A 24,039-nucleotide genomic window follows, 5' to 3' on the forward strand; every position below is an offset into this window, starting at 1 on the left:
AGCATTTAAGGTGGATGTCGCGTCATGGAGAGGATTACAGTTACTCTCGGGGAACGTAGTTACCCTATCACCATCGCGGCTGGTTTGTTTAACGACCCAGCTTCCTTCTTACCACTGAAAGCGGGTGATCAGGCGATGCTGGTCACCAACGAGACGCTGGCTCCGCTTTATCTCGACCGTGTACGTCACCTGCTTGAGCAGGCGGGCGTGAAGGTCGACAGTGTGATTCTGCCCGATGGCGAGCAGTACAAAAGCCTGACGGTACTGGATACCGTCTTTACCGCACTTCTGCAAAAACCGCACGGTCGTGATACAACACTGCTTGCCCTGGGCGGCGGCGTTGTGGGCGATCTGACCGGTTTTGCAGCCGCCAGCTATCAGCGCGGCGTGCGCTTTATTCAAATTCCAACCACGTTGCTCTCACAGGTCGATTCTTCTGTGGGCGGTAAAACGGCGGTTAACCATCCGCTCGGCAAAAACATGATTGGCGCGTTCTACCAGCCTGCCTCGGTGGTGGTGGATCTCGACTGTCTGAAAACCTTGCCAGCGCGCGAACTGGCGTCCGGCCTTGCAGAAGTGATCAAATACGGCATTATTCTTGACGGGGAATTCTTCACCTGGCTGGAAGAGAATATGGATGCGCTGCTGCGCCTCGACGGGCAGGCAATGGCCTACTGTATTCGCCGTTGTTGTGAGCTGAAAGCAGAAGTCGTTGCCGCAGATGAGCGTGAAACCGGCTTACGTGCTTTACTGAATCTGGGGCATACGTTTGGTCATGCGATCGAAGCCGAAATGGGCTACGGTAACTGGCTTCACGGTGAAGCTGTCGCTGCCGGAATGGTTATGGCGGCGCGAGCCTCTGAACGTCTGGGGCAGTTCAGGCCGGAAGAGACAGCACGTATCATCGCGTTGCTTAAACGTGCTGGCTTGCCGGTGAGTGGTCCGCAGGAAATGTCTGCGCAGGCGTACCTTCCCCACATGATGCGCGATAAAAAAGTATTGGCAGGTGAGATGCGTCTGGTACTCCCGCTTGCAATAGGGAAAAGTGAAGTGCGCGGCGGAGTGCCGCACGAAGTCGTACTTGGCGCTATTGCTGATTGTCAGCAGGCGTAACAACTAGAAAGGTCAGACCGCTGTAACAGGTGGTCGTTTTAGCTTCAGGTAAATGCAGAGTCGTTGGCAGAAGCCTTTGAGTGGGGTGTTAAATGGATGAATTCAAACCAGAAGACGAGCTGAAACCCGATCCCAGCGATCGTCGTACTGGTCGTTCTCGTCAATCTTCAGAACGTGATAACGAGCCGCAGATCAATTTTGACGATGTCGAACTGGATGCAGACGATCGTCGCCCTTCGCGTAGCCGTAACGCGCGAAATGAGCGAGAAGACGAGGAGTATGAATCCGAAGAAGAGTTAATGGATGAACAGCCTGTTGAACGTCGTCCGCGCAAACGTAAAAAAGCGGTAGCGGCAAAACCGGCCTCCCGTCAGTACATTATGATGGGCCTTGGCGTTCTGGTGCTGGTCTTGCTGATTGTCGGCATTGGGTCCGCGCTAAAAGCACCTTCTACCAATTCTACCGAGCAGACGGCGTCTGCCGAGAAGAGCATTGACCTGTCTGGTAACGATGCGAGCAACCAGGCGAATGGCGCTCAGCCTGCGCCGGGCACCACTTCCGCAGAGCAGACCGCAGGTAACACCAGCGCTGGCCAGGATATCTCTCTGCCGCCTGTCTCTGCGACCCCGACTCAGGGCCAGGCGCCTGCGACGCCTGAAGGTCAGCAGCGTGTTGAAGTTCAGGGCGATCTGAACAATGCGCTGATGCAGCCGCAGAATCAGGAGCAGGTTAACGCTGCCGTGGTGAACTCCACGCTGCCAACTGAACCAGCCACCGTTGCGCCAGTTCATGGCAGCAATGCCCAGCAGCAAACGGCGACAACGGAAACCAAACCGCGCCAGACGCAGACTGCGCCACGCCAGGAGCGTAAGCAGGCTGTGATTGAGCCGAAGCGTGAGACGAAACCGCAAACCGTGGCAAAAGCGCCAGAAACGAAAGCGCCAGCGCAGACCAAACCTGCTGTGAGCCAGCCGGTTAAAGCGCCAACGCCTGCGGCAACCACTGCACCGAAAGCAACGGCGACCACAACCGCGCCTGCTGCAACAACACCTTCTGCAACAACACCTGCGGCTCCCGCAGCCAAAACGGGCGCTGCATCAGGTAAAACGACGGGCAACGTGGGTTCTTTGCAGTCGGCCTCTTCCAGCAACTACACCCTTCAGCTGAGCAGTTCGTCTAACTATGACAACCTCAACGCCTGGGCGAAGAAATCGAATCTGAAAAACTACGTGGTTTATCAGACGACCCGTAACGGTCAACCGTGGTATGTGCTGGTGAGTGGTATTTATGCTTCCAAAGATGAAGCAAAACGTGCCGTTTCCACGCTGCCAGCCGACGTGCAGGCGAAAAACCCGTGGGCGAAGCCGATTCATCAGGTGCAGGCCGATCTGAAGTAATGTTTAAAGCGCAGGATGCTGTCGGAGCTTTCTCCACAGCCGGAGAAGGTGTAATCAGTTAGTCAGCATGAAAAAAAATCGCGCTTTTCTGAAATGGGCAGGGGGGAAATACCCCCTGCTCGACGATATTAAAAAGCACCTGCCGAAAGGCGAGTGTCTTATCGAGCCCTTCGTGGGTGCTGGATCGGTGTTCCTGAATACCGATTTTTCTCGTTATATCCTGGCGGATATCAACAGCGACCTTATCAGCCTCTATAACATCGTCAAACTGCGTACCGATGAGTATGTGGAAGAGGCGCGGAAGCTGTTTACGCCAGAGAACAACAACCCGGACGTCTACTATCAGTTCCGCGCTGAGTTTAATCAAAGCCAGGATCCGTTCCGTCGCGCGCTGTTGTTTCTTTATCTCAACCGCCATGGTTACAACGGTCTGTGCCGGTATAATCTGCGTGGCGAGTTTAACGTGCCGTTTGGCCGCTATAAGCGTCCCTACTTCCCACAGGACGAGCTGTATCACTTTGCTGAAAAAGCGCAGAATGCCGAGTTCTACTGTCTCTCCTATGAAGAGTGCATGGATCTGGCGGGCGTAAACTCGGTGGTCTACTGCGACCCGCCTTACGCGCCACTGTCTGCCACGGCAAATTTCACCGCCTACCACACCAATAGCTTCAGCCCGGCCGAGCAGGCTCGTCTGGCTGAGATGGCGGAAAAGCTGGTCAGCAAAAGAATTCCGGTGTTAATTTCGAATCACGACACGCCTGATACGCGCGAATGGTACAAAGCCGCGAAGCATTTTCAGGTAAAAGTGCGGCGTAGCATTAGCAGCAACGGCGGCACACGTAAAAAGGTGGACGAACTTCTGGCGCTTTATCGACCCTGAGCCTTTGCCCGCCGGTAAACACATTTCAAGGAGATGCGGATGAAACAGTTTTTGATTGCCCCCTCAATTCTGTCGGCCGATTTTGCCCGCCTGGGTGAAGACACTGCCAAAGCTCTCGCGGCTGGCGCGGATGTCGTCCATTTCGACGTTATGGATAACCACTACGTTCCCAACCTGACCATCGGTCCGATGGTGCTTAAAGCACTGCGTAACTACGGGATCACCGCGCCCATTGACGTGCATCTGATGGTGAAACCGGTTGACCGCATCGTGCCTGATTTCGCCGCGGCGGGTGCCAGCATCATCACTTTCCACCCGGAAGCCTCCGAACACGTTGACCGCACGCTACAGCTGATCAAAGAGAACGGCTGTAAGGCGGGACTGGTCTTTAACCCGGCGACCCCGCTGAGCTATCTCGACTACGTGATGGACAAGCTGGACGTGATCCTGCTGATGTCCGTCAACCCGGGCTTTGGTGGTCAGTCATTTATCCCTCAGACCCTCGACAAACTGCGTGAAGTGCGCCGCCGTATTGATGAGTCTGGCTATGATATTCGTCTGGAAGTGGACGGCGGCGTGAAGGTCAATAACATCGGTGAGATTGCGGCGGCAGGAGCGGATATGTTCGTCGCAGGCTCCGCCATCTTCGATCAACCGGATTACAAAAAAGTCATTGATGAAATGCGCCGTGAACTGGCGAAGGTAAGTCATGGATAAATTGCAGGCTATTCGGGGTGTAGCATTTGACCTCGACGGCACGCTGGTCGACAGCGCGCCAGGATTAACCCGCGCCGTCGATCAGGCGCTATATGCCCTTGAACTCCCCGTTGCAGGCGAAGAGCGCGTCGTGACGTGGATTGGTAACGGTGCAGACGTGCTGATGGAGCGCGCGCTGACCTGGGCTCGTCAGGAGCGTGCCTCTCAGCGTTCCGCGCAAGGTAAACCGAGTGTTGACCACGCGGATATTCCCCAGGATGAGCAGCAGCGTATTCTGCGCAAACTGTTCGACCGTTTCTACGAAGAGACCGTCGAAGAGGGCAGCTTCCTGTTCCCGGATGTCGCTGAAACGCTGAGCGCGCTACATGCCAAAGGCATCCCGCTGGGACTGGTGACTAACAAGCCGACACCGTTCGTTGCGCCTCTGCTGGAAGCGCTGGATATCGCGAAATACTTCTCCGTAATTGTGGGCGGCGATGACGTGCAGAATAAAAAGCCGCATCCGGAACCGCTATTGTTGGTGGCAGGAAAATTATCCTTAGCGCCTGCGGAGCTGCTCTTTGTCGGGGATTCCCGCAATGATATTCTGGCTGCCAGAGCGGCAGGTTGCCCGTCGGTTGGGTTGACCTACGGCTACAACTACGGTGAAGCCATTACGCTGAGTGAGCCGGACGTTGTGTTCGACCACTTCAAAGATTTGTTGCCCGCACTCGGGCTCTCGCACAGTGAACATCAGGAATTGAATAATGACTAAGCCCATCGTTTTTAGTGGCGCACAGCCTTCAGGTGAACTGACCATTGGTAACTACATGGGTGCGTTACGTCAGTGGGTGAGCATGCAGGATGACTACCACTGCATTTACTGCATCGTGGATTTGCATGCTATCACCGCGCGTCAGGAGCCCGAGAAGCTGCGCAAAGCCACGCTGGACACCCTGGCGCTGTATCTGGCCTGCGGTATCGATCCAGAGAAGAGCACCATTTTCGTTCAGTCTCACGTGCCAGAGCACGCGCAGCTGGGCTGGGCGCTGAACTGCTACACCTATTTCGGCGAGCTGAGCCGCATGACCCAGTTCAAGGATAAGTCTGCCCGCTACTCTGAAAACATCAACGCCGGTCTGTTTGACTATCCGGTGCTGATGGCGGCCGACATTCTGCTGTACCAGACCAACCAGGTGCCGGTGGGTGAAGACCAGAAGCAGCACCTGGAGCTGAGCCGCGATATTGCCCAGCGCTTCAATGCGCTTTACGGTGACGTGTTCAAAGTGCCTGAGCCGTTTATTCCGAAATCCGGCGCGCGCGTGATGTCCCTGCTGGAGCCGACCAAAAAGATGTCCAAGTCTGACGATAACCGCAACAACGTTATCGGCCTGCTGGAAGATCCGAAATCGGTGGTGAAAAAGCTCAAGCGTGCGGTGACCGACTCCGACGAGCCGCCAGTGGTGCGCTACGACGTGCAGAACAAAGCGGGCGTGTCAAACCTGCTGGACATTCTCTCCGGTGTGACCGGACAGAGCATTCCTGAGCTGGAAAAGCACTTTGAAGGCAAGATGTACGGCCACCTGAAAGGCGAAGTGGCAGACGCCGTTTCCGGCATGCTGACCGAGTTGCAGGAGCGCTATCACCGTTACCGTAACGACGAAGCTTTCCTGCAAAAAGTGATGAAAGAGGGCGCGGAAAAAGCCAGCGCGCGCGCCTCCGAAACCCTGAAAGCGGTGTACGACGCGATTGGGTTTGTGGCGAAACCTTAAGCCGCTTTGCCGGGTGGCGCTAACGCTTACCCGGCCTACGGGACTTTGCAGGTCGGGTAAGGCGGAGCCACCACCCGACAAAACTGACGAAACAAAAAAACCGGGACATCCCCGGTTTTTTTACGCCTGAAAAACGCTTACTGCTGTGCCGCCGGGCCGCAACCGCCGATGATCTTCGAAATGGAGATCGCCGGGTGAAGCAGGTAATCGTAGCTGCAATTATTTTTAGTATTTTGAACGTGACCGGTGCAGGCCGTCAGAGTTGATAACAGGCCGACCAGTACGGCAGCTTTTGCCAGTTTGAACATACGCATTCCTTGTCAAAAAATCGAAAATTGGATGTAACACGAGGGAATAAATGGAAAAGTTCCATTATGCGGGCGGTATGTTATCGACTGAGGTAAGAAGGGAGTAGTCCGCTTAAAGACTACTCCCGGGAGAGATTATGCGTTAGTGGCTGGAGAACCAGTTCAGTTTTTCGCGCAGGGCTACCACGCGACCCACCACGATCAGCGCCGGGCTTTCAACCTGCTGCGCCAGCTCGCCCAGCTGCGTCAGCACGCCATCGACCACGCGCTGCGTAATGGCGGTGCCGTTTTCCACCAGCGCGACCGGCATATCTGCTTCCATGCCGTGCTCCAGCAGTTTCGCCTGGATCGTGGCTGCCTGATTTAGCCCCATATAGAACACCAGCGTCTGCTTTTCAGCGGCCAGATTATGCCAGTCCAGTTCGCTGCCGGTTTTCAGGTGGCCCGTCACCAGGCGCACGCTCTGGGCATAGTCGCGATGGGTTAACGGAATGCCGGAATAGGCAGAACAGCCGGACGCCGCCGTAATGCCCGGCACCACGGAGAACGGAATACCCGCGTTGCACAGGGTTTCCAGCTCTTCGCCGCCACGACCAAAGATAAACGGATCGCCACCCTTCAGGCGCACCACGCGCTTTCCTTTTTGCGCTTCCCGCAGCAGGATCTGATTGATCTCCTCCTGCGGCACGCAGTGATAACCTGCCCGTTTGCCGACGAACACGCGGTCAGCATCGCGGCGCACCAGATTCATGATGTCATCAGAGACCAGACGGTCATACACCACGATGTCCGCCTGCTGGATCTGCTGGAGACCCTTCAGCGTCAGCAGGCCCGCATCGCCGGGACCTGCGCCCACCAGCACCACTTCACCGCGATGGTCCAGCGGCTCGCTCAGGAGCTGTTCGGTCGTCTCTTCAACGGCTTTGGTGTCCTGATTGGCAAGGGACTGCGCCAGCCTGTCGTTGACAAAGAACTTCTCCCAGAAGCGACGGCGTTCGCCCACGGTTGCGAAGGTTTGCTTCACGCGGGAGCGCAGCTCTCCGGCGTATTGGGCAATCTGACCAAGATGCTGCGGCAGCACGGCTTCCAGTTTTTCCCGCAGCAGACGGGCAAGAACGGGCGAGCGCCCGCCGGACGACACCGCAATCATCAGCGGTGAACGGTCAATAATCGACGGCATGATAAAGCTCGCCTCTTTCGGCGCATCCACCACGTTACAGAAGATGCGGCGCGCTTCGCAGGCGTCGCTGACGCGCTGGTTAACATCATCGTTATCCGTTGCGGCGATGGTCAACCAGCAGGTATCCAGCAGGGATTCATCAAATTCGCCCTGCACCTGGGTGAGCATCCCTGCCTGCGCCCAGACGTCAAACTGTGGGGCGAAAGTGAGGGCGTTGACGGTCAGTCGGGCGCCCGCCTCTAACAGCAGGCGTGCCTTGCGTTCAGCCACATCGCCGCCGCCCACGAGCAGGCAGTCGCGGTTGCGTAATTGACAAAAAATCGGCAGGTGATCCACGACGTTACCTCACAGCATTCATGGCGGGGGAAGAATTGACGTCAGGATAACAGCAGGAATCGTACAGAACATACGGTTTTTCCTGCCGTTACCCATAAGGGGTCATAAGCCTTTCCTATTGAAAAGGCGAGAGGTTACGCTTTCAGCTGCACCTCGCCGTCCTTCACGCGGACGTCGTAGTGTTTGACCGAGAAGCTTTCATCTTCCATGCAGAGTCCGTCGGTTAAGCGGAAGCGCTGCTTTTTCAGCGGGCTGGCAACCCACAGCTCGCCCTGGTGCTCCGCAATCAGACCGCGGGAGAGCACGCTGGCCTCGAAGAACGGGTCGATATTGCTGATGGCATAGACCTGTTCATCGTGGCGAGGGCGGAAAATCGCCACCTGCTCGTTGCCCAGCAGGGCACAGACGCCGGTTGCTGGCAGAATGTCGTTAATATTGCAGATGTTTACCCACTGGCTCATGCGTTTTCCTCCACCAGCATCACCGGAATACGTTCATACGGGGTCGCTGGACGATGCTGTTCGCGCTCCGGCACCACCTGCACGTTCGGGTCGCGCTGGGTGCTGTTGATAAAGTGTTTGAAGCGCGTCTGCGCTGCTGGCGTGTTCACGGTTTCGGTCCACTCGCAGATCACCGCCTCGCGCAGGCGAGTCATCTCGGATTCCAGCTGTTCATTCAGACCCAGCTTGTCGTCGATAATGACCGACTTCAGGTAGTTGATGCCGCCTTCGAGATTATCCAGCCAGGACGCGGTACGGGTCAGCTTATCGGCGGTACGAATGTAGAACATCATGAAGCGGTCGAGGTATTTGATCAGTGTATCGCGATCGAGATCGGCGGCCAGCAGATCCGCGTGGCGAGGTTTCATCCCGCCGTTACCGCACACGTACAGGTTCCAGCCTTTCTCCGTGGCAATGATACCCACGTCTTTCCCCTGTGCTTCCGCACATTCACGGGTACACCCTGAGACGCCGAACTTCATTTTGTGCGGCGTACGGATGCCTTTGTAGCGGTTTTCCAGCTCTACGCCGAAGCCCACGCTGTCGCCCACGCCGTAGCGGCACCAGGTGCTGCCGACGCAGGTTTTCGCCATGCGCAGCGCCTTGGCGTACGCGTGACCGGTTTCAAAGCCCGCTTCAATCAGCTGACGCCAGATTTCCGGCAGGTCATCTTTCTGCGCTCCGAACAGGCCGATACGCTGGGAGCCGGTGATTTTGGTGTACAGGTTAAACTCACGGGCGATACGGCCCACGGCGACCAGCCCTTCCGGGCTAATCTCCCCTCCGGCAGAACGCGGGATCACCGAGTAAGTCCCGTCTTTCTGAATATTGGCCAGGAAGTTATCGTTGGTGTCCTGAAGCGGAGTGTGTTCTGGTTTGAGCACATATTCGTTCCAGCAGGACGCCAGCAGGGAACCGACGGTAGGCTTACATACTTCACAGCCATAGCCCTGGCCGTGTTTCTCCAGCAGTTCGTCGAAGGACTTAATGCCTTCCACGCGGATCAGGTGATACAGCTCCTGGCGAGAGTAAGCGAAGTGCTCGCACAGGTTGTTGTTCACTTCAATGCCCTGTTTTGCCAGCTCGGCGTTCAGCACCTGAGTGACCAGAGGAATACAGCCGCCGCAGCCGGTCCCGGCTTTGGTTTCCGCCTTCAGCGCCGCAACAGTGTGGCAGCCTTTGTTAATGGCGGAGATCAGCATGCCTTTAGTCACGTCGAAGCAGGAACAGATTTGCGCGCTGTCCGGCAGTTTATCCACGCCGATGGACGGCTTACCGCTGGAGGCGTGCGCCGGGAGGATTAGCGCGTCCGGGTTCTCCGGCAGCTCAATGGCGTTCAGCACCAGCTGGAGCAGGTTACCGAAGTCGCTGGTATCACCCACCAGCACCGCCCCGAGCAGGGTTTTGTTGTCCTGGCTGACGATGAGACGTTTGTAGACTTCTTTGCTTTCGTCCAGATAAACATAGCTGCGGGAGTTCGGGGTGCGGCCATGCGCATCACCAATACCGCCCACGTCCACGCCCAGCAGTTTCAGCTTGGCGCTCATGTCTGCGCCGGTGAAGGCGTTTTCGCTGCCGAGGATATGGTCAACGGCGACCTGCGCCATTTTGTACCCTGGTGCAACCAGGCCGTATACGCGGTTATTCCAGCTGGCGCATTCGCCGATGGCGTAGATATCCGGATCGGAGGTCTGGCAGGTATCGTTGATCATGATCCCGCCGCGCTGCGCAACGGCCAGACCGCACTGGGTGGCCAGCTTGTCGCGCGGGCGAATACCGGTGGAGAAGACGATGAAATCCACTTCCAGCTCGCTGCCGTCGGCAAAGCGCATGGTTTTACGCGCTTCGGTGCCTTCCTGCACGATCTCTTTGGTGTTCTTGCTGGTGTGAACCTTCACGCCCATGCTTTCGATTTTACGGCGTAGCTGGTCGCCACCCATATGGTCCAGCTGTTCTGCCATCAGCATCGGGGCAAATTCGATGACGTGGGTTTCAACGCCGAGGTTTTTCAGTGCGCCTGCCGCTTCCAGACCCAGCAGACCACCGCCGACAACCGCGCCGCGTTTGCTTCGACGTGCGCAGGATTCAATGGCGTTGAGGTCTTCAATGGTACGGTAAACGAAGCAATCCTGGGTTTCCGACCCTTTAATAGGCGGGATCCACGGATACGAGCCCGTCGCCATGATCAGCTTATCGTAAAAAACCGTACGTCCGGCGCTGGAGTGGATCACTTTCTCCTGACGGTTGATGGTGATAGCGCGTTCGCCCACCAGCACTTTTACGCCATGCTTCTCGTAGAACCCTTCACGCACCAGAGAGAGCTCTTCGGCGGTATGGTGAGAGAAGTAGGAAGACAAGTGCACACGGTCGTACGCCTTGCGGGGTTCTTCACAGAACACGGTAATATCGAACTGCTCAGCATCGGCTTTATCGAGAAGATCCTCAATAAAGCGGTGGCCGACCATGCCGTTACCGATGATAGCGAGTCTGACTTTGCTCATTTTTGCCTCGATTTCTTTTCTATTACTGCCTACCTTAACGATTCAGCAGGGGCACTTATTGATGCAAATCAAATACGCCTTCACCTACCCCTTAGTGGGTATATCTATGATTTGTCAGGATTTTTATAAGTGACGGATATTGTTTGATTTTTGTGCTTGCTTATTTTTTGCACAAATATAGTGGGGTTTTTTACCCATCGGCGGGCAGGGCGGGTGAGCAGGGGAAAACCCCTTTGCAGTACGCAAAGGGGTTACGGCGATTAGTGGGTAGCTGTTGCCGGGTTGTGTTGACGGTGACGGGTCACAAAGCCCAGCACGAAGCACATGATGAACACCACGGCGTACAGACCGTTAGCGGTATGCAGCGCCGCCAGCGGGCCGCTGTGCGCAACAATCGGGCCCGTGACCACGAAGGTCAGCATAGTGCCGATGGTGCCGCAGGTCAGCACGAAGTTCACCAGCTTTGGCGAGGCCACTTTGGTCTGAAGAGAGCCAAGGGTGATGATCGAGGTATAAATCGCGCTGGAGAAGAAGCCCAGGGTCAGGATGAACCACGGCATATGCTCGGGGGAACCGTTGATGAACAGATACATCAGCACGGTTGCCAGACCCGCCAGAACGGTCAGGATCCGTTGCAGGTCGAAGAAGCGCAGGATAAAGCTAAACGCCCACATGCCGAACATGTAAGACATCCAGAAATCGCTTACCAGTTTACCCGCGTCGTTCAGGCTCATGCCCAGACCTTTCGCGTATTCAGGAACCCAGGAGATAAAGCCCAGCTGGCCGAGGATGTAACACAGCGCGGCGATGGAGAGGAACAGTACGCCGATACCCCATTTTTCTTTCGCAACCGGCTCGGACGTAGTCTGCGCTTTTTTGCCCAGCACCGGGAACTCGCAGCCGAAGGTGAGAACAAAGATCGCGACATAAACCAGACCAATGCAGGCGTACACCCAGTACCACTCAATGCTGCGCGCCAGAAGATACGCGGCGACCATCGGGAAAATCATCCCGGCCATGCTGAAGAAGGAGTCGGTGAACAGCAGACGCGCGCCGCGCTGGCGGCCTTCATACATATGCGTAATCAGGAATGTACCGATCGACATGGTGATCCCGCTCACCAGACCCAGCACGAACATGGCGGCAGAGAAGAGGGCGATGCTGTGGCTCAGCATCAGGCCCGCCACGGCGGCAACCATCAGCACGAAGCCGAAACGCAGCTGCGTTTTCAGCGGCACGATTTCCATCAGCCAGGCATTAAGGAAAATAGAGATCAGGATCCCCGCGTTCAGGAAGGTGAAGGTGTTACTCATACTGGAAACGGGCAGCTGGAAGTAGTCTGCGATATTTCCCATCACCATCCCGGTGACGATCACCAACGCGCCGGTCAGGGCGTAAGAGAAGAAGCTGATCCATGTGAGCTTGATGCGATTGCTGTTAGTCATGTCTGGCCTGTTAAAAGTAAAGAAAAACGCAATGACTGCGTTTGAGCGGGCAGATTTTAGTCGCGAAAGTGATCTAATTAAATCTTTTCAGAAAATTTTGAGCACAATTGCAGGTTTTAATGTGATACAGATCACATTACGTTGCGGGGTGAACAATCGTTTGCGCGGTAATAATTGTTTCAATTTGGTAAAATTAGGTAAAAGACTGGTCTGGGTTCATACTGCTCTTTAGAATCAAGCCATTCGCTTTTTATACTGCGCTTTGTTAAGGAATTCTCATGCTCAAATCAACACTGGCGGCTGTCGCAGCTGTGTTTGCTCTTTCTGCCGTTTCCCCTGCTGCGCTGGCAGCCAAAGGAGACCCTCACGTCCTGCTGACTACCTCTGCGGGGAATATTGAGCTGGAGCTGGATAGCCAGAAAGCCCCTGTTTCGGTGAAAAACTTCCTCGACTACGTGAACAGTGGTTTTTATAACAACACCACGTTCCACCGCGTGATCCCGGGCTTTATGATTCAGGGTGGCGGTTTTAACGAGCAGATGCAGCAGAAACAGCCCAACCCGCCCATCAAAAATGAAGCAGACAACGGCCTGCTGAACAAGCGCGGCACCATCTCTATGGCGCGTACGGCGGACAAAGACAGCGCCACCAGCCAGTTCTTCCTCAACGTGGCTGATAACGCCTTCCTGGACCACGGTCAGCGCGACTTTGGCTACGCGGTGTTTGGCAAAGTGGTGAAAGGCATGGACGTTGCGGATAAGATCTCTCAGGTTCAGACTCACGATGTCGGTCCATACCAGAATGTGCCGTCTAAGCCAGTCGTCATTCTCTCCGCGAAAGTGCTGCCGTAATCGTTCCCCCACACGGGCACATCTTGCCCGTGTCTTTCCACCCTCCCTGCGAAAGCGCGTTTTGCTGCTTATACTTGTGGCAAACGGACTATTCAGGGAGGCGTAGTGAAAAAACTCACCGACAAGCAAAAATCCCGTCTCTGGGAGCAACAACGTAAGGTCAATTTTCAGGCCAGCTGCCTCCTTGAAAAAGGTAAGGGTCCCGCTGAACCCGATATCGAGACGCTGGAACTGGGGCCTTCCGCACCGGGTTTACCCCATCTGTGTCTTATTCACCGCCATTTATTCCGCAACGAAATGAAAGGCGCGGGCGAGCTGCGCACCGCCGATATTTCTAAGGGCGACATTCCTTTTTGCCATTTCGAGTACATCGAGAAAGTGGGTAATGAGCTGATGGCTTCGCTGGAAAGTGATAAATATCTGGTGGGCCTTCAGAAAGCAGAGTTTACAGACAGAATCAGTCATTACTACTGTGAAATCAACATGCTACATCCGTTTATGAGCGGTAATGGCGTGGCCCAGCGGATCTTCTTTGAACAACTGGCTATTCATGCGGGCTATGTGCTGAACTGGCAGGGGATCGACCCGAACGACTGGGCTGCCGCCAACCAGAGCGGGGCGATGGGGGATTTGACAGCCCTGAACGCCATCTTTGCCAAAGTTGTGAGCGAAGCGCGGGAATCTGCGTAAAATAGGGCGGCCATTTTTTCAGGAGCCGCCATGATTCTGCTGATTGATAACTACGATTCCTTTACCTGGAACCTTTACCAGTATTTTTGTGAGCTGGGGGCAGAGGTGGTTGTCCGCCGTAACGATGAGATCGCGCTGGCTGACATTGACGCGCTGGCACCCCAGAAAATCGTGATTTCGCCGGGGCCGTGTACCCCTTCGGAGTCTGGTATCTCGCTGGAGGCGATCCGCCATTATGCGGGCAAACTGCCGATTCTGGGCGTCTGCCTGGGTCATCAGGCCATTGCGCAGGTCTTTGGCGCCACCATTGTCCGTGCCGCGAAAGTCATGCACGGCAAAACCTCTCCGGTCACGCACACCGGTACCGGCGTATTTCTGGGGCTAAACAATCCGTTAACCGTGACGCGCTACCATTCTCTGATCATTGATCCGCCGACCCTGCCGGCCTGCTTTGAGGTCACCGCCTGGAGCGAGACGCAGGAGATCATGGGCATTCGTCACCGTGAGTACGATCTGGAAGGCGTGCAGTTCCACCCGGAAAGCATTCTCAGCGAACAGGGGCACGCGCTGCTGGCCAATTTCCTTAATCGCTGAATATCTGTTGCCTTGTTGTGATTTTTTATGCATATTTTGTGATTATATTTTCACAATCAATGTGACATAAAAATGGATGGTCATGACATGGCAACTGAACAACCAGCAATTACCCGCGCGACATTCGATGAAGTGATCCTGCCGATTTATGCACCGGCTGAGTTTATCCCGGTGAAAGGGAGAGGCAGCCGCGTCTGGGATCAGCAGGGCAACGAGTATGTTGATTTCGCAGGCGGTATTGCGGTGACGGCGCTGGGCCATTGCCATCCTGCGCTGGTGGACGCGCTGAAAACGCAGGGCGAAACGCTGTGGCACACGAGCAACGTGTTCACCAACGAACCGGCGCTGCGTCTGGGGCGTAAGATCATCGATGCCACCTTCGCCGAACGCGTGCTGTTTATGAACTCCGGCACCGAAGCCAACGAAACCGCCTTTAAGCTGGCGCGCTACTACGCAACCACGCGTCATAGCCCGTACAAAACCAAAATCATCGCCTTCCATAACGCCTTCCACGGACGCTCCTTCTTTACCGTTTCCGTTGGCGGCCAGCCGAAGTATTCCGACGGCTTTGGTCCGAAACCTGCGGATATCATCCACGTGCCGTTTAACGATCTCCACGCCGTTAAAGCGGTGATGGACGATCACACCTGTGCCGTGGTGGTCGAGGCCATTCAGGGGGAAGGCGGCGTCACGGCGGCCACCCCGGAATTTCTGCAAGGGCTGCGCGAGCTGTGCGACGAGCACCAGGCGCTGCTGGTGTTTGATGAAGTGCAGTGTGGGATGGGGCGTACCGGAGACCTGTTTGCTTATATGCACTACGGCGTAACGCCGGATATTCTGACCAGCGCGAAAGCGCTCGGCGGCGGTTTCCCGGTCAGTGCGGTGCTCACCACCCAGGATATCGCTTCCGCATTTCATGTGGGCTCACACGGCTCCACCTACGGCGGTAATCCGCTGGCGTGCGCCGTGGCGGGTGCGGCGTTCGACATCATTAATACGCCGGACGTCCTGAATGGCGTGAATGCGAAACGCGACCTGTTTGTGAAACATCTCCAGCAGATTGACCAACAGTTTGATGTCTTCAGCGACATCCGCGGGATGGGGCTGCTGATCGGCGCCGAACTGAAGCCGCAGTACAAAGGCCGCGCGCGCGATTTCCTGCACGCCGCCGCGCACGAAGGCGTCATGGTGCTCAACGCCGGGCCGGACGTGATGCGCTTTGCGCCATCGCTGGTGGTGGAAGACAAAGACATCGAAGACGGATTAACCCGTTTTGCCGCGGCGGTCGCGAAGATCGTCAGCGGCTAATACGCCGTTCGTTTTAACCGGCGCGTTAACCAAATCCCGTGATGCGGGCGCTGACGCCATGCCACCGACGAAATGGTGTGCATGGTGTTCAGATGTCCGAGAACGCGCTGTAAATGCTGCTCAAGGGTGCTCATCGGCCCGTGGGTCAGCGTCTCCGGCGCTTCCAGAATGTTCGAATCCCCTGACTCGCCCGGCGCGTCATACTCCAGACGCTGCTGACAGCGCTGCAACGCAATTTCACACGACTGCAAATAGCGCTGCGCCAGATCCGGCGTCAGCATCGTGTGCTCCCGCGCCAGCGTCGTCATGGCATTGATGTGCTCGACGATAAACTGGCTGTGCGTGACCCACAGCTTCATGTCAGCCAGATAGTGCGCGTTAAAGCCCGGCTCCTGCATGGCCTGGTTAAGAGAGTTGAACAGGGCGTTATGCGCCTGGTTGACCTTCATGCGCTCGTAGGCCAACGGAGAGGGCTGCGGGTCATCGCTCAGAATAAGACGAATGGCCTGCTGGTCAGCTTCGAGCGCGTCGTGGGCGTTCTGCCTGAGCAGCCCGCTTTGCCACTGCGGCCACAGCCAGACCATGCCGCCAAAGGCGATCAGGCAGCCAATCAGCGTATCGACCAGCCGGGCAATAATAAACTGTTCCCCGTTAAGCGTGAGCAGTTGCAGGGTATACACCGCCGTCACCGTAAAGCCCACCATCGCCCAGCCGTAGTTTTTGCGGATGATCAGGTAGCTCACCATCGTGATCGCCAGCATACCGGCCAGGGTATAGCCTTCCGGCACGTGAAAGTGCAGCGTCACGCCCGCGATAATCAGCCCCGCCATCGTACCGCCCGCCCGATGCAGAATGCGCACCCGCGTGGCGCCATAGCCGTTCTGGGTGACAAACAGCACGGTCATTAAGATCCAGTAGGGTTTCGGCAGGTGCAGGGCCATTCCCATCAGGCTGGCGATGCTCAGCATCACACTGATCCGCGCGGCATTGCGCAGGGCGGAAGATTTCAGTGAAAGATAACTTTTGAGCGCGGGCAGTAGCGGCAGCCGTTTTTGCTTATCGGCCATCAGGTCCCGGGCATAAAGCGGGCGCTGGGTGCGTAACACCCGGGCGATGCGGCTGAAATGCCAGGCAGCAAATTGCCCGACCGGGTTATCCGCGTGCTGACGCGCAATCTTTTCCAGCGCGCCGAGCTGTTTGTCCATGTTAAAGCGCGTCGGGTAGCGGTGATAGAGGATATCGTCAGCCAGCACCCGTAGGCGGGCCGCGACGGTCTGCGCGTTCCAGCGGATCACCGCTTCCGCATGGCTGCGCTCCACCAGCTTTTGCACCTCTTCCGGATTATGAAGGCTGACGGAGATATGCTCCTGCAAATCCAGCCCGACCTGGAAGGTTCGCAGCAGCCGCTTGTATTCATGATTTTTGTTGGCGGCAAGCATGTGCAACTGCTGATAGCACTGGCTGATCAGATCCACCACTTTTTGCTGGCGCGCCAGCAGCGGCGGCAGGGATTTTTCCGGGTCGGTATGTTGAGTGAGCAGGGTGTATTTTGCTTCGCAGTATTCAGCAAGCTGCACGTAGAGCAGGCTCAGGGATTCGCGCAGCGGCTGTTCCCGCCACAGCCAGAACCAGAACCAGTTAAACAGCCCGTACCATAGCGTGCCGAGGGCGTAAATCAGCAATGGCTCCCACACCGGCATATTGCCCGCAAGGCTTAAGGTGAAGATGGCGGCAATCAGCGACGCGGGAAGCAGGCGGGCGTGCAGCGAGCTGATTTCGGCGGTGACGCCGAGCGTCATCGCCAGCACGGTCAGGATCAGCGGCAGAGGAATGTCGCGGGCCAGTAAGAGTTGTACGGCAAGGCTACAGCCGGCAAACAGGCAGCCGCCAATAATCAGACGTTTAAAAAAGCGTTTATGCGGCGTATCCAGACCGGCAATGTTGCAGCAGGCGGGCACAAGAGAAAACAGCAGGCCTTGCTGAAGATGTCCGAGGATCAGGCCCACGGCCACGGGAAGACACAACACCAGCGTTTGTCGCAGTGCGTAGTTAACTTCCGGGTGATAGATCAGCCTGCGCCACATGAGGAGTAGAGACAAAAACGGCGTGCCACCCTGCGGCGGCACGCCGTTTGACCGAAATTAACGGGTTCCGTAGACCACGATAGTTTTACCGTGGGCAGAGATCAGGTTCTGGTCTTCCAGCATCTTCAGGATACGGCCCACTGTTTCACGGGAGCAGCCGACGATCTGACCGATTTCCTGGCGGGTAATTTTAATTTGCATACCGTCAGGGTGGGTCATGGCGTCTGGCTGTTTCGCCAGGTTCAACAGCGTCTGCGCGATACGACCGGTCACGTCCAGGAAGGCGAGGTTACCCACCTTCTCAGAGGTCACTTGCAGACGGCGTGCCATCTGGGAAGAAAGACGCATCAGGATGTCAGGGTTGACCTGAATCAGCTGACGGAATTTCTTGTAAGAAATTTCAGCCACTTCACATGCTGTTTTTGCACGAACCCAGGCGCTACGTTCCTGGCCTTCTTCAAACAGGCCCAGTTCACCGATAAAATCGCCCTGGTTCAGATAAGAAAGGATCATCTCTTTCCCTTCTTCATCTTTGATCAGCACGGCCACCGAGCCTTTAACGATGTAATACAACGTTTCCGCTTTTTCACCCTGGTGAATCAGCGTGCTCTTTGATGGGTACTTATGAATGTGGCAATGAGACAAGAACCATTCGAGAGTCGGGTCTGTTTGCGGTTTGCCAAGCACCATGCGCTGTTATCCTCTGTTATAAGCTGTCACCAGAGTCATAAGATGCATCCGGACTCTGGGGTTGCAATCGAATTCTTACCCATACCTGGGAAGTCGGCTGTCGTAACGTTTCGCAGCCAGTAAAGTTTGATGTCCTCTGCATACATGTGTAACGTCAATGTATTACTGTAGCATCCAGAGTGTTTTAGCATAGCTTTCGCCGCGTGTCTCCTGGTGTCTCGCTTCAGCATGACGCAGGTCGCCTTCCGTTGCGAGAAATGTAACGTACACGTAATCTGTCATAAAAAATGCAACGTTGGAGTGAGTGAATATGCAAGCGCGTGTGAAATGGGTTGAAGGGTTAACGTTCCTGGGCGAGTCTGCTTCTGGGCACCAGGTTTTGATGGATGGCAACTCCGGCGATAAAGCGCCAAGCCCAATGGAAATGGTGCTGATGGCGGCAGGCGGATGCAGTGCGATCGACGTGGTGTCGATCCTGCAAAAAGGCCGTCATGACGTGACCGATTGTGAAGTGAAGCTGACGTCGGAACGTCGCGAGGAGGCGCCACGCCTGTTCACGCATATTAATTTGCACTTTATCGTCACCGGCAAAGAACTGAAGGATGCGGCGGTCTCGCGTGCGGTTGACCTGTCTGCGGAAAAATACTGCTCTGTGGCGTTAATGCTGGAGAAAGCGGTAAAAATCACCCATTCGTATGAAGTGATCGCGGCTTAATTTTTGGCGGGTGGCGCTTCGCTGACCCGCCCTACAAAAGCTACAACTGCACGAACGTAGGCCGGATAAGCGAAGCGCCATCCGGCAACAGGTGTCACGCGATCTGCTTTCCTTCCATCAGCCGCTGCACCAGCGGTGTCATGATCAGCTCCATTGCCAGCCCCATTTTTCCGCCCGGTACCACTAACGTATTCATGTGCGAAATAAACGAACCCTGTAGCATCGCCAGCAGCCAGGGATAATCAATGCCTTCCAGGTTGCGGAAGTGGATCACCACAAAGCTCTCGTCCAGCGACGGGATGCTTTTTGCAGCGAACGGGTTAGAGGTGTCCACGGTGGGGACGCGCTGGAAGTTAATGTGGGTTCGGGAGAACTGCGGCGTCAGGAAGTTGATGTAATCTTCCATGGAGCGCACCACCGAGTCCATGACCGCCTCTCGCGAATGGCCGCGCTCGCTCATGTCACGCGTCAGCTTCTGGATCCACTCAAGGTTAACAATCGGCACCACCCCCACCAGCAAATCCACGTGGCGCGCCACGTCGTGCTGAGGCGTCACCACGCCGCCGTGCAATCCTTCGTAAAACAGCACGTCAGTCGGTTCCGGCAGCGGCTGCCAGGGCGTGAACGTGCCGGGGACCTGGTTCCAGGGCACGGCTTCATCGTAGGTGTGGAGATACTTGCGGGACTGCCCGGTACCGCTTTGCCCGTATTCACGGAAGGTTTGCTCCAGCAGGCCGAAGTCATTGGCCTCCGGGCCGAAGTAGCTGATGTGTTTACCCAGATCGCGCGCCTTGCGGATGGCCATATCCATCTCCGGGCGCGTGTAGCGGTGAAAGCTGTCGCCTTCTACCTCTGCCGCCCGTAAGTTAAGCTGGGCGAAGATCTTGCGGAAGGCGAGGCTGGTGGTAGTGGTTCCCGCCCCACTCGAACCCGTAACGGCAATAACCGGATGTCTGGCAGACATAGCAACTCCCTGACTGGAAAAGTGTAAAGATCAGCCGTGAAACGCGTTGCGTGGCATGATATTGACCGTCTCATGCAGTTCGGACCATACCAGCACCACGTCGCCGCTTTTAAGCTGGCGCTTAACATCGTTGACCTTTTGTTCAAGCGAACGTTCATGTTCACCATAATCGGTGCCTTCGCGCAAGACAAAGCTTTCAATCAGATTATCGAGCGTGTCGGGAGAGAGATCCTGCCAGGGAATAATCATTATTTACCGTCCAGATAAGCCGTTAACCAGTCGGGAATACGCGTCTCAAGCCACATTTTTGGCCGACGCAGCGTGCCGCCGACAAAGCCGACGTGTCCCCCGAATTGGGTGAGCTGATACTCCACGTTGGCCGGCAGATGATCGGGCGCCGGAATCGAGTGATGATCCATAAACGGATCATCTTTGGCGTGGATAATCAGCGTAGGTTTCGTGATTTGGTTCAGTAAAGGCATGGCGCTGCACTGACGGTAATAGTCAATCGCATCGGCAAAGCCGTGAATTTTCGAGGTGATCAAATCATCAAACTCGCGCAGGCGCTTCACGCGTTTGAGCTGTTGCAGCGTCACAGGCAGCGTATCCGGATAGGCCTTCAGCTTGCGCGCGGCGTTGGCTTTCAGCAGGTTGAGCAGGTAGCGCTGGTACACTCGCGAAAACCCCTTTTCCATATGATAGCTGCACTGCTCCAGCATAAAGGGCGCAGAGACGATCACCGCCGCATCCAGCGGTACGGCGTCGCTCTCCTTCGCCAGCAGGCAGGCCAGCATATTGCCGCCCAGGGAATACCCCACCGCTGCCGTTGGCGCCTCGCCGAAATTGTCTCTTAGCCAGCGCAGGAACCAGGTACCGTCCTCGGTTTCACCCGAGTGATAAATACGTTTCTGACGATTAGGCTCGCCGCTGCATCCGCGAAAATGCATCACTACCCCAAGCCAGCCGCGGGCTTTCGCCGCCTCAATGAGACCGTGTGCGTAAGGGCTGTGCAGGCTGCCTTCCAGACCGTGAAACACCACCAGACGGGGTTTATGTCTGGCCCGATCCGGATCTTCGCTCCAGGCGAGATCCAAAAAATCGCCATCCGGCAAATCCAGCCGTTGCCAGTGCGGGGTGAACTGTACCTTGCGGCGGATCAGGCGCGGCAGCATGGTTTGCAGGTGAGGGTTAGCCACACCGCGCATGGGCACGAACTCTGCGCTCTCTTCGGCTGCAATGTCGAAGTCTGAGGGAATGATTTGGGTCATAAGGGCGATGCTGATTCTTGTCAGAAATTAACTATACCTTCCGAATTGTACCCCGTTTAGCCCGTTTTTCCGAAACATGAACTGATCCCGATCACAAATATTTACCTTGATTATTACTCTCAGGCTAATGATTTGGCTCTACGCTTAATTGATGCCTTTCTCACCAGAGCGCACACTTTACTCAACGTTAAGCAAATCAGAATGATGTGCTGAATCAGGAGGTTAATAATGTTATCTGGGCAAACACCCACCCGGCAATGGAACACCCGACGCAGTGAGAAAGCGCGTCGTCTGGCGTCCGTACCGGTGCAGGGCAAGGTACTGCCAACCGGCGATCTTGTCGCCATGCTGGAAAAACTGATCGCACCAGGCGACAAAGTCGTTCTGGAAGGCAACAACCAGAAGCAGGCGGATTTCCTTTCCCGTTCACTGGCGGAAGTGAACCCGCAAATCGTGCACGATCTGCATATGATCATGCCGAGCGTGGGCCGCAGCGAACATCTGGACATCTTTGAGAAAGGCATCGCCCGCAAGCTGGACTTCTCCTTCTCCGGTACACAAAGCCTGCGAATCTCCCAACTGCTGGAGGATGGTCAGCTCGAAATCGGGGCGATTCACACCTACATCGAACTCTACTCACGTTTATACGTCGACCTTTCGCCAAACGTGGCGCTGATTGCCGGTTTTAAAGCGGACCGCAAAGGCAACCTCTATACCGGGGCGAGTACCGAAGATACCCCGGCGCTGGTGGAAGCCGCCGCGTTCCATGACGGCATCGTCATCGCGCAGGTGAACGAGCTGGTGGACGACGAGTGCGACCTGCCGCGTGTGGATATTCCGGGCTCGTGGATTGATTTTGTGGTGGTTGCCGATAAGCCGTTCTTTATCGAACCGCTTTTCACCCGTGACCCGCGCCTGATCAAACAGGAACATATCCTGATGGCGATGATGGCGATTAAAGGCATCTACGCTGAACACCAGGTGCAGTCCCTGAACCACGGGATTGGCTTTAACACCGCAGCGATCGAGCTGCTGCTGCCAACCTACGGCGAACAGCTCGGACTCAAAGGCAAAATCTGTAAACACTGGACCCTGAACCCGCATCCAACGCTGATCCCGGCCATCGAAAGCGGCTGGGTGGAGAGCGTCCACTGCTTCGGCGGCGAGCTGGGAATGGAAGAGTACATCCGCGCCCGCCCTGACGTGTTCTTTACCGGTGCCGATGGCTCCATGCGTTCTAACCGCGCCTTCTGCCAGCTGGCTGGTCAGTACGCGGTCGATATGTTTATCGGCTCCACGCTACAGGTTGATGGTTACGCTAACTCCTCAACCGTGACCCGCGGCCGTCTTTCCGGCTTCGGCGGCGCGCCAAACATGGGCCACGATCCGCACGGTCGTCGCCACGCCACACCGGCCTGGCTGAACATGATCACCGAGCCTGACCCGATGCAGCGCGGTAAAAAGCTGGTTGTGCAGATGGTGGAAACCTTCCAGGCGGGCGTGAAGCCAACCTTCGTGGAAAAACTCGACGCCGTTGAGGTCGCGAAAGCCTCTGGTATGCCGCTGGCGCCGGTCATGATTTACGGCGATGACGTCACCCACGTGCTGACGGAAGAGGGGATTGCTTACCTCTACCGGGCGAAAGATCTGGAAGAGCGTCGCGCCATGGTCGCCGCCGTGGCGGGTATCACCGATATCGGTCTGGGCGTTGACGCCAAACGCGTGGCGGAACTGCGCCAGAGCGGCAAGGTTGTGTATCCGGAAGATATGGGCATTCGCCGCACCGATGCCACCCGTTCGCTGCTGGCGGCCGGTAGCGTCGCGGACCTGGTGGAATGGTCCGGCGGTCTTTACAACCCACCTGCGAAATTCCGGAGCTGGTAATGAAACTTCTGCCCCAGATCCAGGTTGAAGGCGGTGCCGAATGGCTGGCGCGAACCGCCACGCAGTGTCTGATTGACGAAGCACGTTTAAGCCCGAAGCCCGGTCTGGTGGACAGCCGGGGGAACGGCGCGCACCACGATTTATCGCTTGCGCTGATGGAGCGCTCCGCTCACAGCCTGACCCCCACGTTTCAGGCGCTGGCGCAGCAGAGCTGGCAGCGTCCGGCGGATATTGCCCTCAGGCAAACCGTTGGCCGCCTGGGTCGCGAAGGTGAACGGCAGATGATGGCCGCTACCGACGGCGTGAACACGCACCGTGGCGCGATCTGGGCGCTGGGATTGCTGGTGAGCGCGGTGGCGATGCTGGGCGGCGATGCCCGGGCGCAAACCGTCGCGAACACCGCCGCTCAGCTGGCGAAGCTGCCGGATGACGCGGCGCCGAAAGTGTTCAGCAAGGGGTTACGCGTTACGCACCGCTACCGTGTGCCGGGCGCGCGTGAAGAGGCTCAGCAGGCGTTTCCGCACATCATGCAGCGCGCGCTGCCGCAGCTTCGCCTCAGCCGTCTCAACGGCAGCAGCGAAACGCAGGCCAGACTCGACGCGCTGATGGCGATCATGACCTCGCTCACCGACACCTGCGTGCTGTCGCGCGCCGGCATGGAGGGGCTGGACGCCATGCAGAACGGCGCCCGTGCGGTGCTGAACGCCGGAGGATGCGCAACCCTCGCCGGGCAGCAGGCGCTGGCGCGGTTAGACCGTCAGATGCTGGCGCTTAACGCCTCGCCGGGCGGAGCCGCAGACCTGCTTGCCGCCACGCTGTTTCTTGACCGCGCCGAAACGCCCTATTCAAAGCATTAAGAGGAT

The 24,039-nt window shown here is 56.5% G+C and carries 23 protein-coding genes; 13 read left to right on the top strand and 10 right to left on the bottom strand.

Going from position 1 to position 24,039, the window contains the following annotated elements; genetic code table 11:
• Positions 1–24: 24 nt before the first annotated feature.
• From aroB to trpS, 6 genes are all read left to right on the top strand, one after another.
• Positions 25–1,113: a 3-dehydroquinate synthase gene (gene aroB / locus SK50_RS03480; RefSeq protein WP_003861631.1), complete on the top strand. Its 1,089-nt coding sequence runs from the start codon at positions 25–27 to the stop codon at positions 1,111–1,113.
• 92 nt (positions 1,114–1,205) lie between these two features.
• Positions 1,206–2,510, top strand: coding sequence for a cell division protein DamX (gene damX / locus SK50_RS03485; protein WP_017693869.1), 1,305 nt, complete (start codon positions 1,206–1,208; stop codon positions 2,508–2,510).
• Positions 2,511–2,577: 67 nt separating this feature from the next.
• Positions 2,578–3,390 carry an adenine-specific DNA-methyltransferase gene (dam, locus tag SK50_RS03490; RefSeq protein ID WP_015571432.1) on the top strand — a complete coding sequence of 271 codons (813 nt, stop codon included), beginning with the start codon at positions 2,578–2,580 and terminating at the stop codon, positions 3,388–3,390.
• A 39-nt stretch (positions 3,391–3,429) separates the two neighbouring features.
• Complete coding sequence (gene rpe / locus SK50_RS03495) at positions 3,430–4,107, top strand: ribulose-phosphate 3-epimerase (protein ID WP_003861634.1); 678 nt, start codon at positions 3,430–3,432, stop codon at positions 4,105–4,107.
• Positions 4,100–4,861: a phosphoglycolate phosphatase gene (gene gph, locus SK50_RS03500; RefSeq protein WP_017384158.1), complete on the top strand. Its 762-nt coding sequence runs from the start codon at positions 4,100–4,102 to the stop codon at positions 4,859–4,861. The genes rpe and gph overlap by 8 nt, the downstream gene beginning before the upstream one ends.
• Positions 4,854–5,858: a tryptophan--tRNA ligase gene (trpS, locus tag SK50_RS03505; RefSeq protein WP_045344745.1), complete on the top strand. Its 1,005-nt coding sequence runs from the start codon at positions 4,854–4,856 to the stop codon at positions 5,856–5,858. Before gph ends, trpS begins: the two co-directional genes overlap by 8 nt.
• A 137-nt stretch (positions 5,859–5,995) precedes the next feature.
• Here trpS and SK50_RS03510 read toward each other — a convergent pair whose 3' ends face one another.
• The 5 genes from SK50_RS03510 to tsgA form a co-directional block, all read right to left on the bottom strand.
• The gene (locus SK50_RS03510; RefSeq protein ID WP_008503029.1) at positions 5,996–6,166 is read right to left on the bottom strand and encodes a YhfL family protein; all 171 of its coding nucleotides are present in this window, start codon (positions 6,164–6,166) and stop codon (positions 5,996–5,998) included.
• Between the two features lie 142 nt (positions 6,167–6,308).
• Positions 6,309–7,682, bottom strand: a complete 1,374-nt coding sequence (gene cysG / locus SK50_RS03515) for a siroheme synthase CysG (RefSeq protein WP_045328514.1) — start codon at positions 7,680–7,682, stop codon at positions 6,309–6,311.
• Positions 7,683–7,816: 134 nt separating this feature from the next.
• A complete protein-coding gene (gene nirD, locus SK50_RS03520; RefSeq protein WP_015571429.1) occupies positions 7,817–8,143 on the bottom strand; it encodes a nitrite reductase small subunit NirD in 327 nt (108 codons plus the stop codon).
• A complete protein-coding gene (gene nirB / locus SK50_RS03525; RefSeq protein ID WP_045344746.1) occupies positions 8,140–10,683 on the bottom strand; it encodes a nitrite reductase large subunit NirB in 2,544 nt (847 codons plus the stop codon). The genes nirD and nirB overlap by 4 nt, the downstream gene beginning before the upstream one ends.
• A 260-nt stretch (positions 10,684–10,943) precedes the next feature.
• A complete protein-coding gene (gene tsgA / locus SK50_RS03530) occupies positions 10,944–12,128 on the bottom strand; it encodes an MFS transporter TsgA (protein WP_015571426.1) in 1,185 nt (394 codons plus the stop codon).
• Positions 12,129–12,406: 278 nt separating this feature from the next.
• On the opposite strand from tsgA, the gene ppiA reads away from it, so the two are divergent.
• From ppiA to SK50_RS03550, 4 genes are all read left to right on the top strand, one after another.
• Positions 12,407–12,979 (top strand): peptidylprolyl isomerase A, encoded by a 573-nt coding sequence (gene ppiA / locus SK50_RS03535; protein ID WP_000920483.1) that lies wholly within the window; start codon positions 12,407–12,409, stop codon positions 12,977–12,979.
• A gap of 105 nt (positions 12,980–13,084) precedes the next feature.
• Positions 13,085–13,669 (top strand): putative adenosine monophosphate-protein transferase Fic, encoded by a 585-nt coding sequence (locus tag SK50_RS03540; protein ID WP_023295530.1) that lies wholly within the window; start codon positions 13,085–13,087, stop codon positions 13,667–13,669.
• Between the two features lie 30 nt (positions 13,670–13,699).
• Entirely contained in the window at positions 13,700–14,263 is a 564-nt protein-coding gene (gene pabA / locus SK50_RS03545; protein WP_017384162.1) for an aminodeoxychorismate synthase component 2, read from the top strand.
• 87 nt (positions 14,264–14,350) lie between these two features.
• Entirely contained in the window at positions 14,351–15,571 is a 1,221-nt protein-coding gene (locus SK50_RS03550) for a bifunctional acetylornithine/succinyldiaminopimelate transaminase (RefSeq protein ID WP_180260367.1), read from the top strand.
• On the opposite strand, the gene SK50_RS03555 is transcribed toward SK50_RS03550, so the two are convergent.
• Both SK50_RS03555 and crp read right to left on the bottom strand, forming a co-directional pair.
• Positions 15,568–17,655 (bottom strand): YccS/YhfK family putative transporter, encoded by a 2,088-nt coding sequence (locus SK50_RS03555; protein WP_039269627.1) that lies wholly within the window; start codon positions 17,653–17,655, stop codon positions 15,568–15,570. The genes SK50_RS03550 and SK50_RS03555 overlap by 4 nt on opposite strands.
• Before the next feature lie 57 nt (positions 17,656–17,712).
• Entirely contained in the window at positions 17,713–18,345 is a 633-nt protein-coding gene (crp, locus tag SK50_RS03560) for a cAMP-activated global transcriptional regulator CRP (RefSeq protein WP_000242758.1), read from the bottom strand.
• A gap of 310 nt (positions 18,346–18,655) precedes the next feature.
• Between crp and SK50_RS03565 the strand changes: the two genes are divergently transcribed.
• A complete protein-coding gene (locus SK50_RS03565) occupies positions 18,656–19,060 on the top strand; it encodes an OsmC family protein (RefSeq protein ID WP_015571423.1) in 405 nt (134 codons plus the stop codon).
• A gap of 94 nt (positions 19,061–19,154) precedes the next feature.
• On the opposite strand, the gene SK50_RS03570 is transcribed toward SK50_RS03565, so the two are convergent.
• From SK50_RS03570 to SK50_RS03580, 3 genes are read right to left on the bottom strand one after another with little or no spacing between them, the layout of a single operon-like run.
• Positions 19,155–20,024 (bottom strand): phosphoribulokinase, encoded by an 870-nt coding sequence (locus tag SK50_RS03570; protein WP_003861663.1) that lies wholly within the window; start codon positions 20,022–20,024, stop codon positions 19,155–19,157.
• A 30-nt stretch (positions 20,025–20,054) separates the two neighbouring features.
• Positions 20,055–20,273: a YheU family protein gene (locus SK50_RS03575; RefSeq protein ID WP_014171926.1), complete on the bottom strand. Its 219-nt coding sequence runs from the start codon at positions 20,271–20,273 to the stop codon at positions 20,055–20,057.
• Entirely contained in the window at positions 20,273–21,292 is a 1,020-nt protein-coding gene (locus SK50_RS03580; protein ID WP_017693875.1) for a hydrolase, read from the bottom strand. The genes SK50_RS03575 and SK50_RS03580 overlap by 1 nt, the downstream gene beginning before the upstream one ends.
• 228 nt (positions 21,293–21,520) lie before the next feature.
• Between SK50_RS03580 and mdcA the strand changes: the two genes are divergently transcribed.
• Together mdcA and SK50_RS03595 are read left to right on the top strand one after the other, a co-directional pair.
• Complete coding sequence (gene mdcA / locus SK50_RS03590) at positions 21,521–23,176, top strand: malonate decarboxylase subunit alpha (protein ID WP_015571421.1); 1,656 nt, start codon at positions 21,521–21,523, stop codon at positions 23,174–23,176.
• The gene (locus SK50_RS03595; RefSeq protein WP_017384166.1) at positions 23,176–24,033 is read left to right on the top strand and encodes a triphosphoribosyl-dephospho-CoA synthase; all 858 of its coding nucleotides are present in this window, start codon (positions 23,176–23,178) and stop codon (positions 24,031–24,033) included. Before mdcA ends, SK50_RS03595 begins: the two co-directional genes overlap by 1 nt.
• The last annotated feature ends 6 nt before the right edge of the window (positions 24,034–24,039 follow it).

Source organism: Enterobacter sp. BWH64, assembly GCF_001037645.1.
Lineage (GTDB): Bacteria > Pseudomonadota > Gammaproteobacteria > Enterobacterales > Enterobacteriaceae > Enterobacter > Enterobacter hormaechei_C.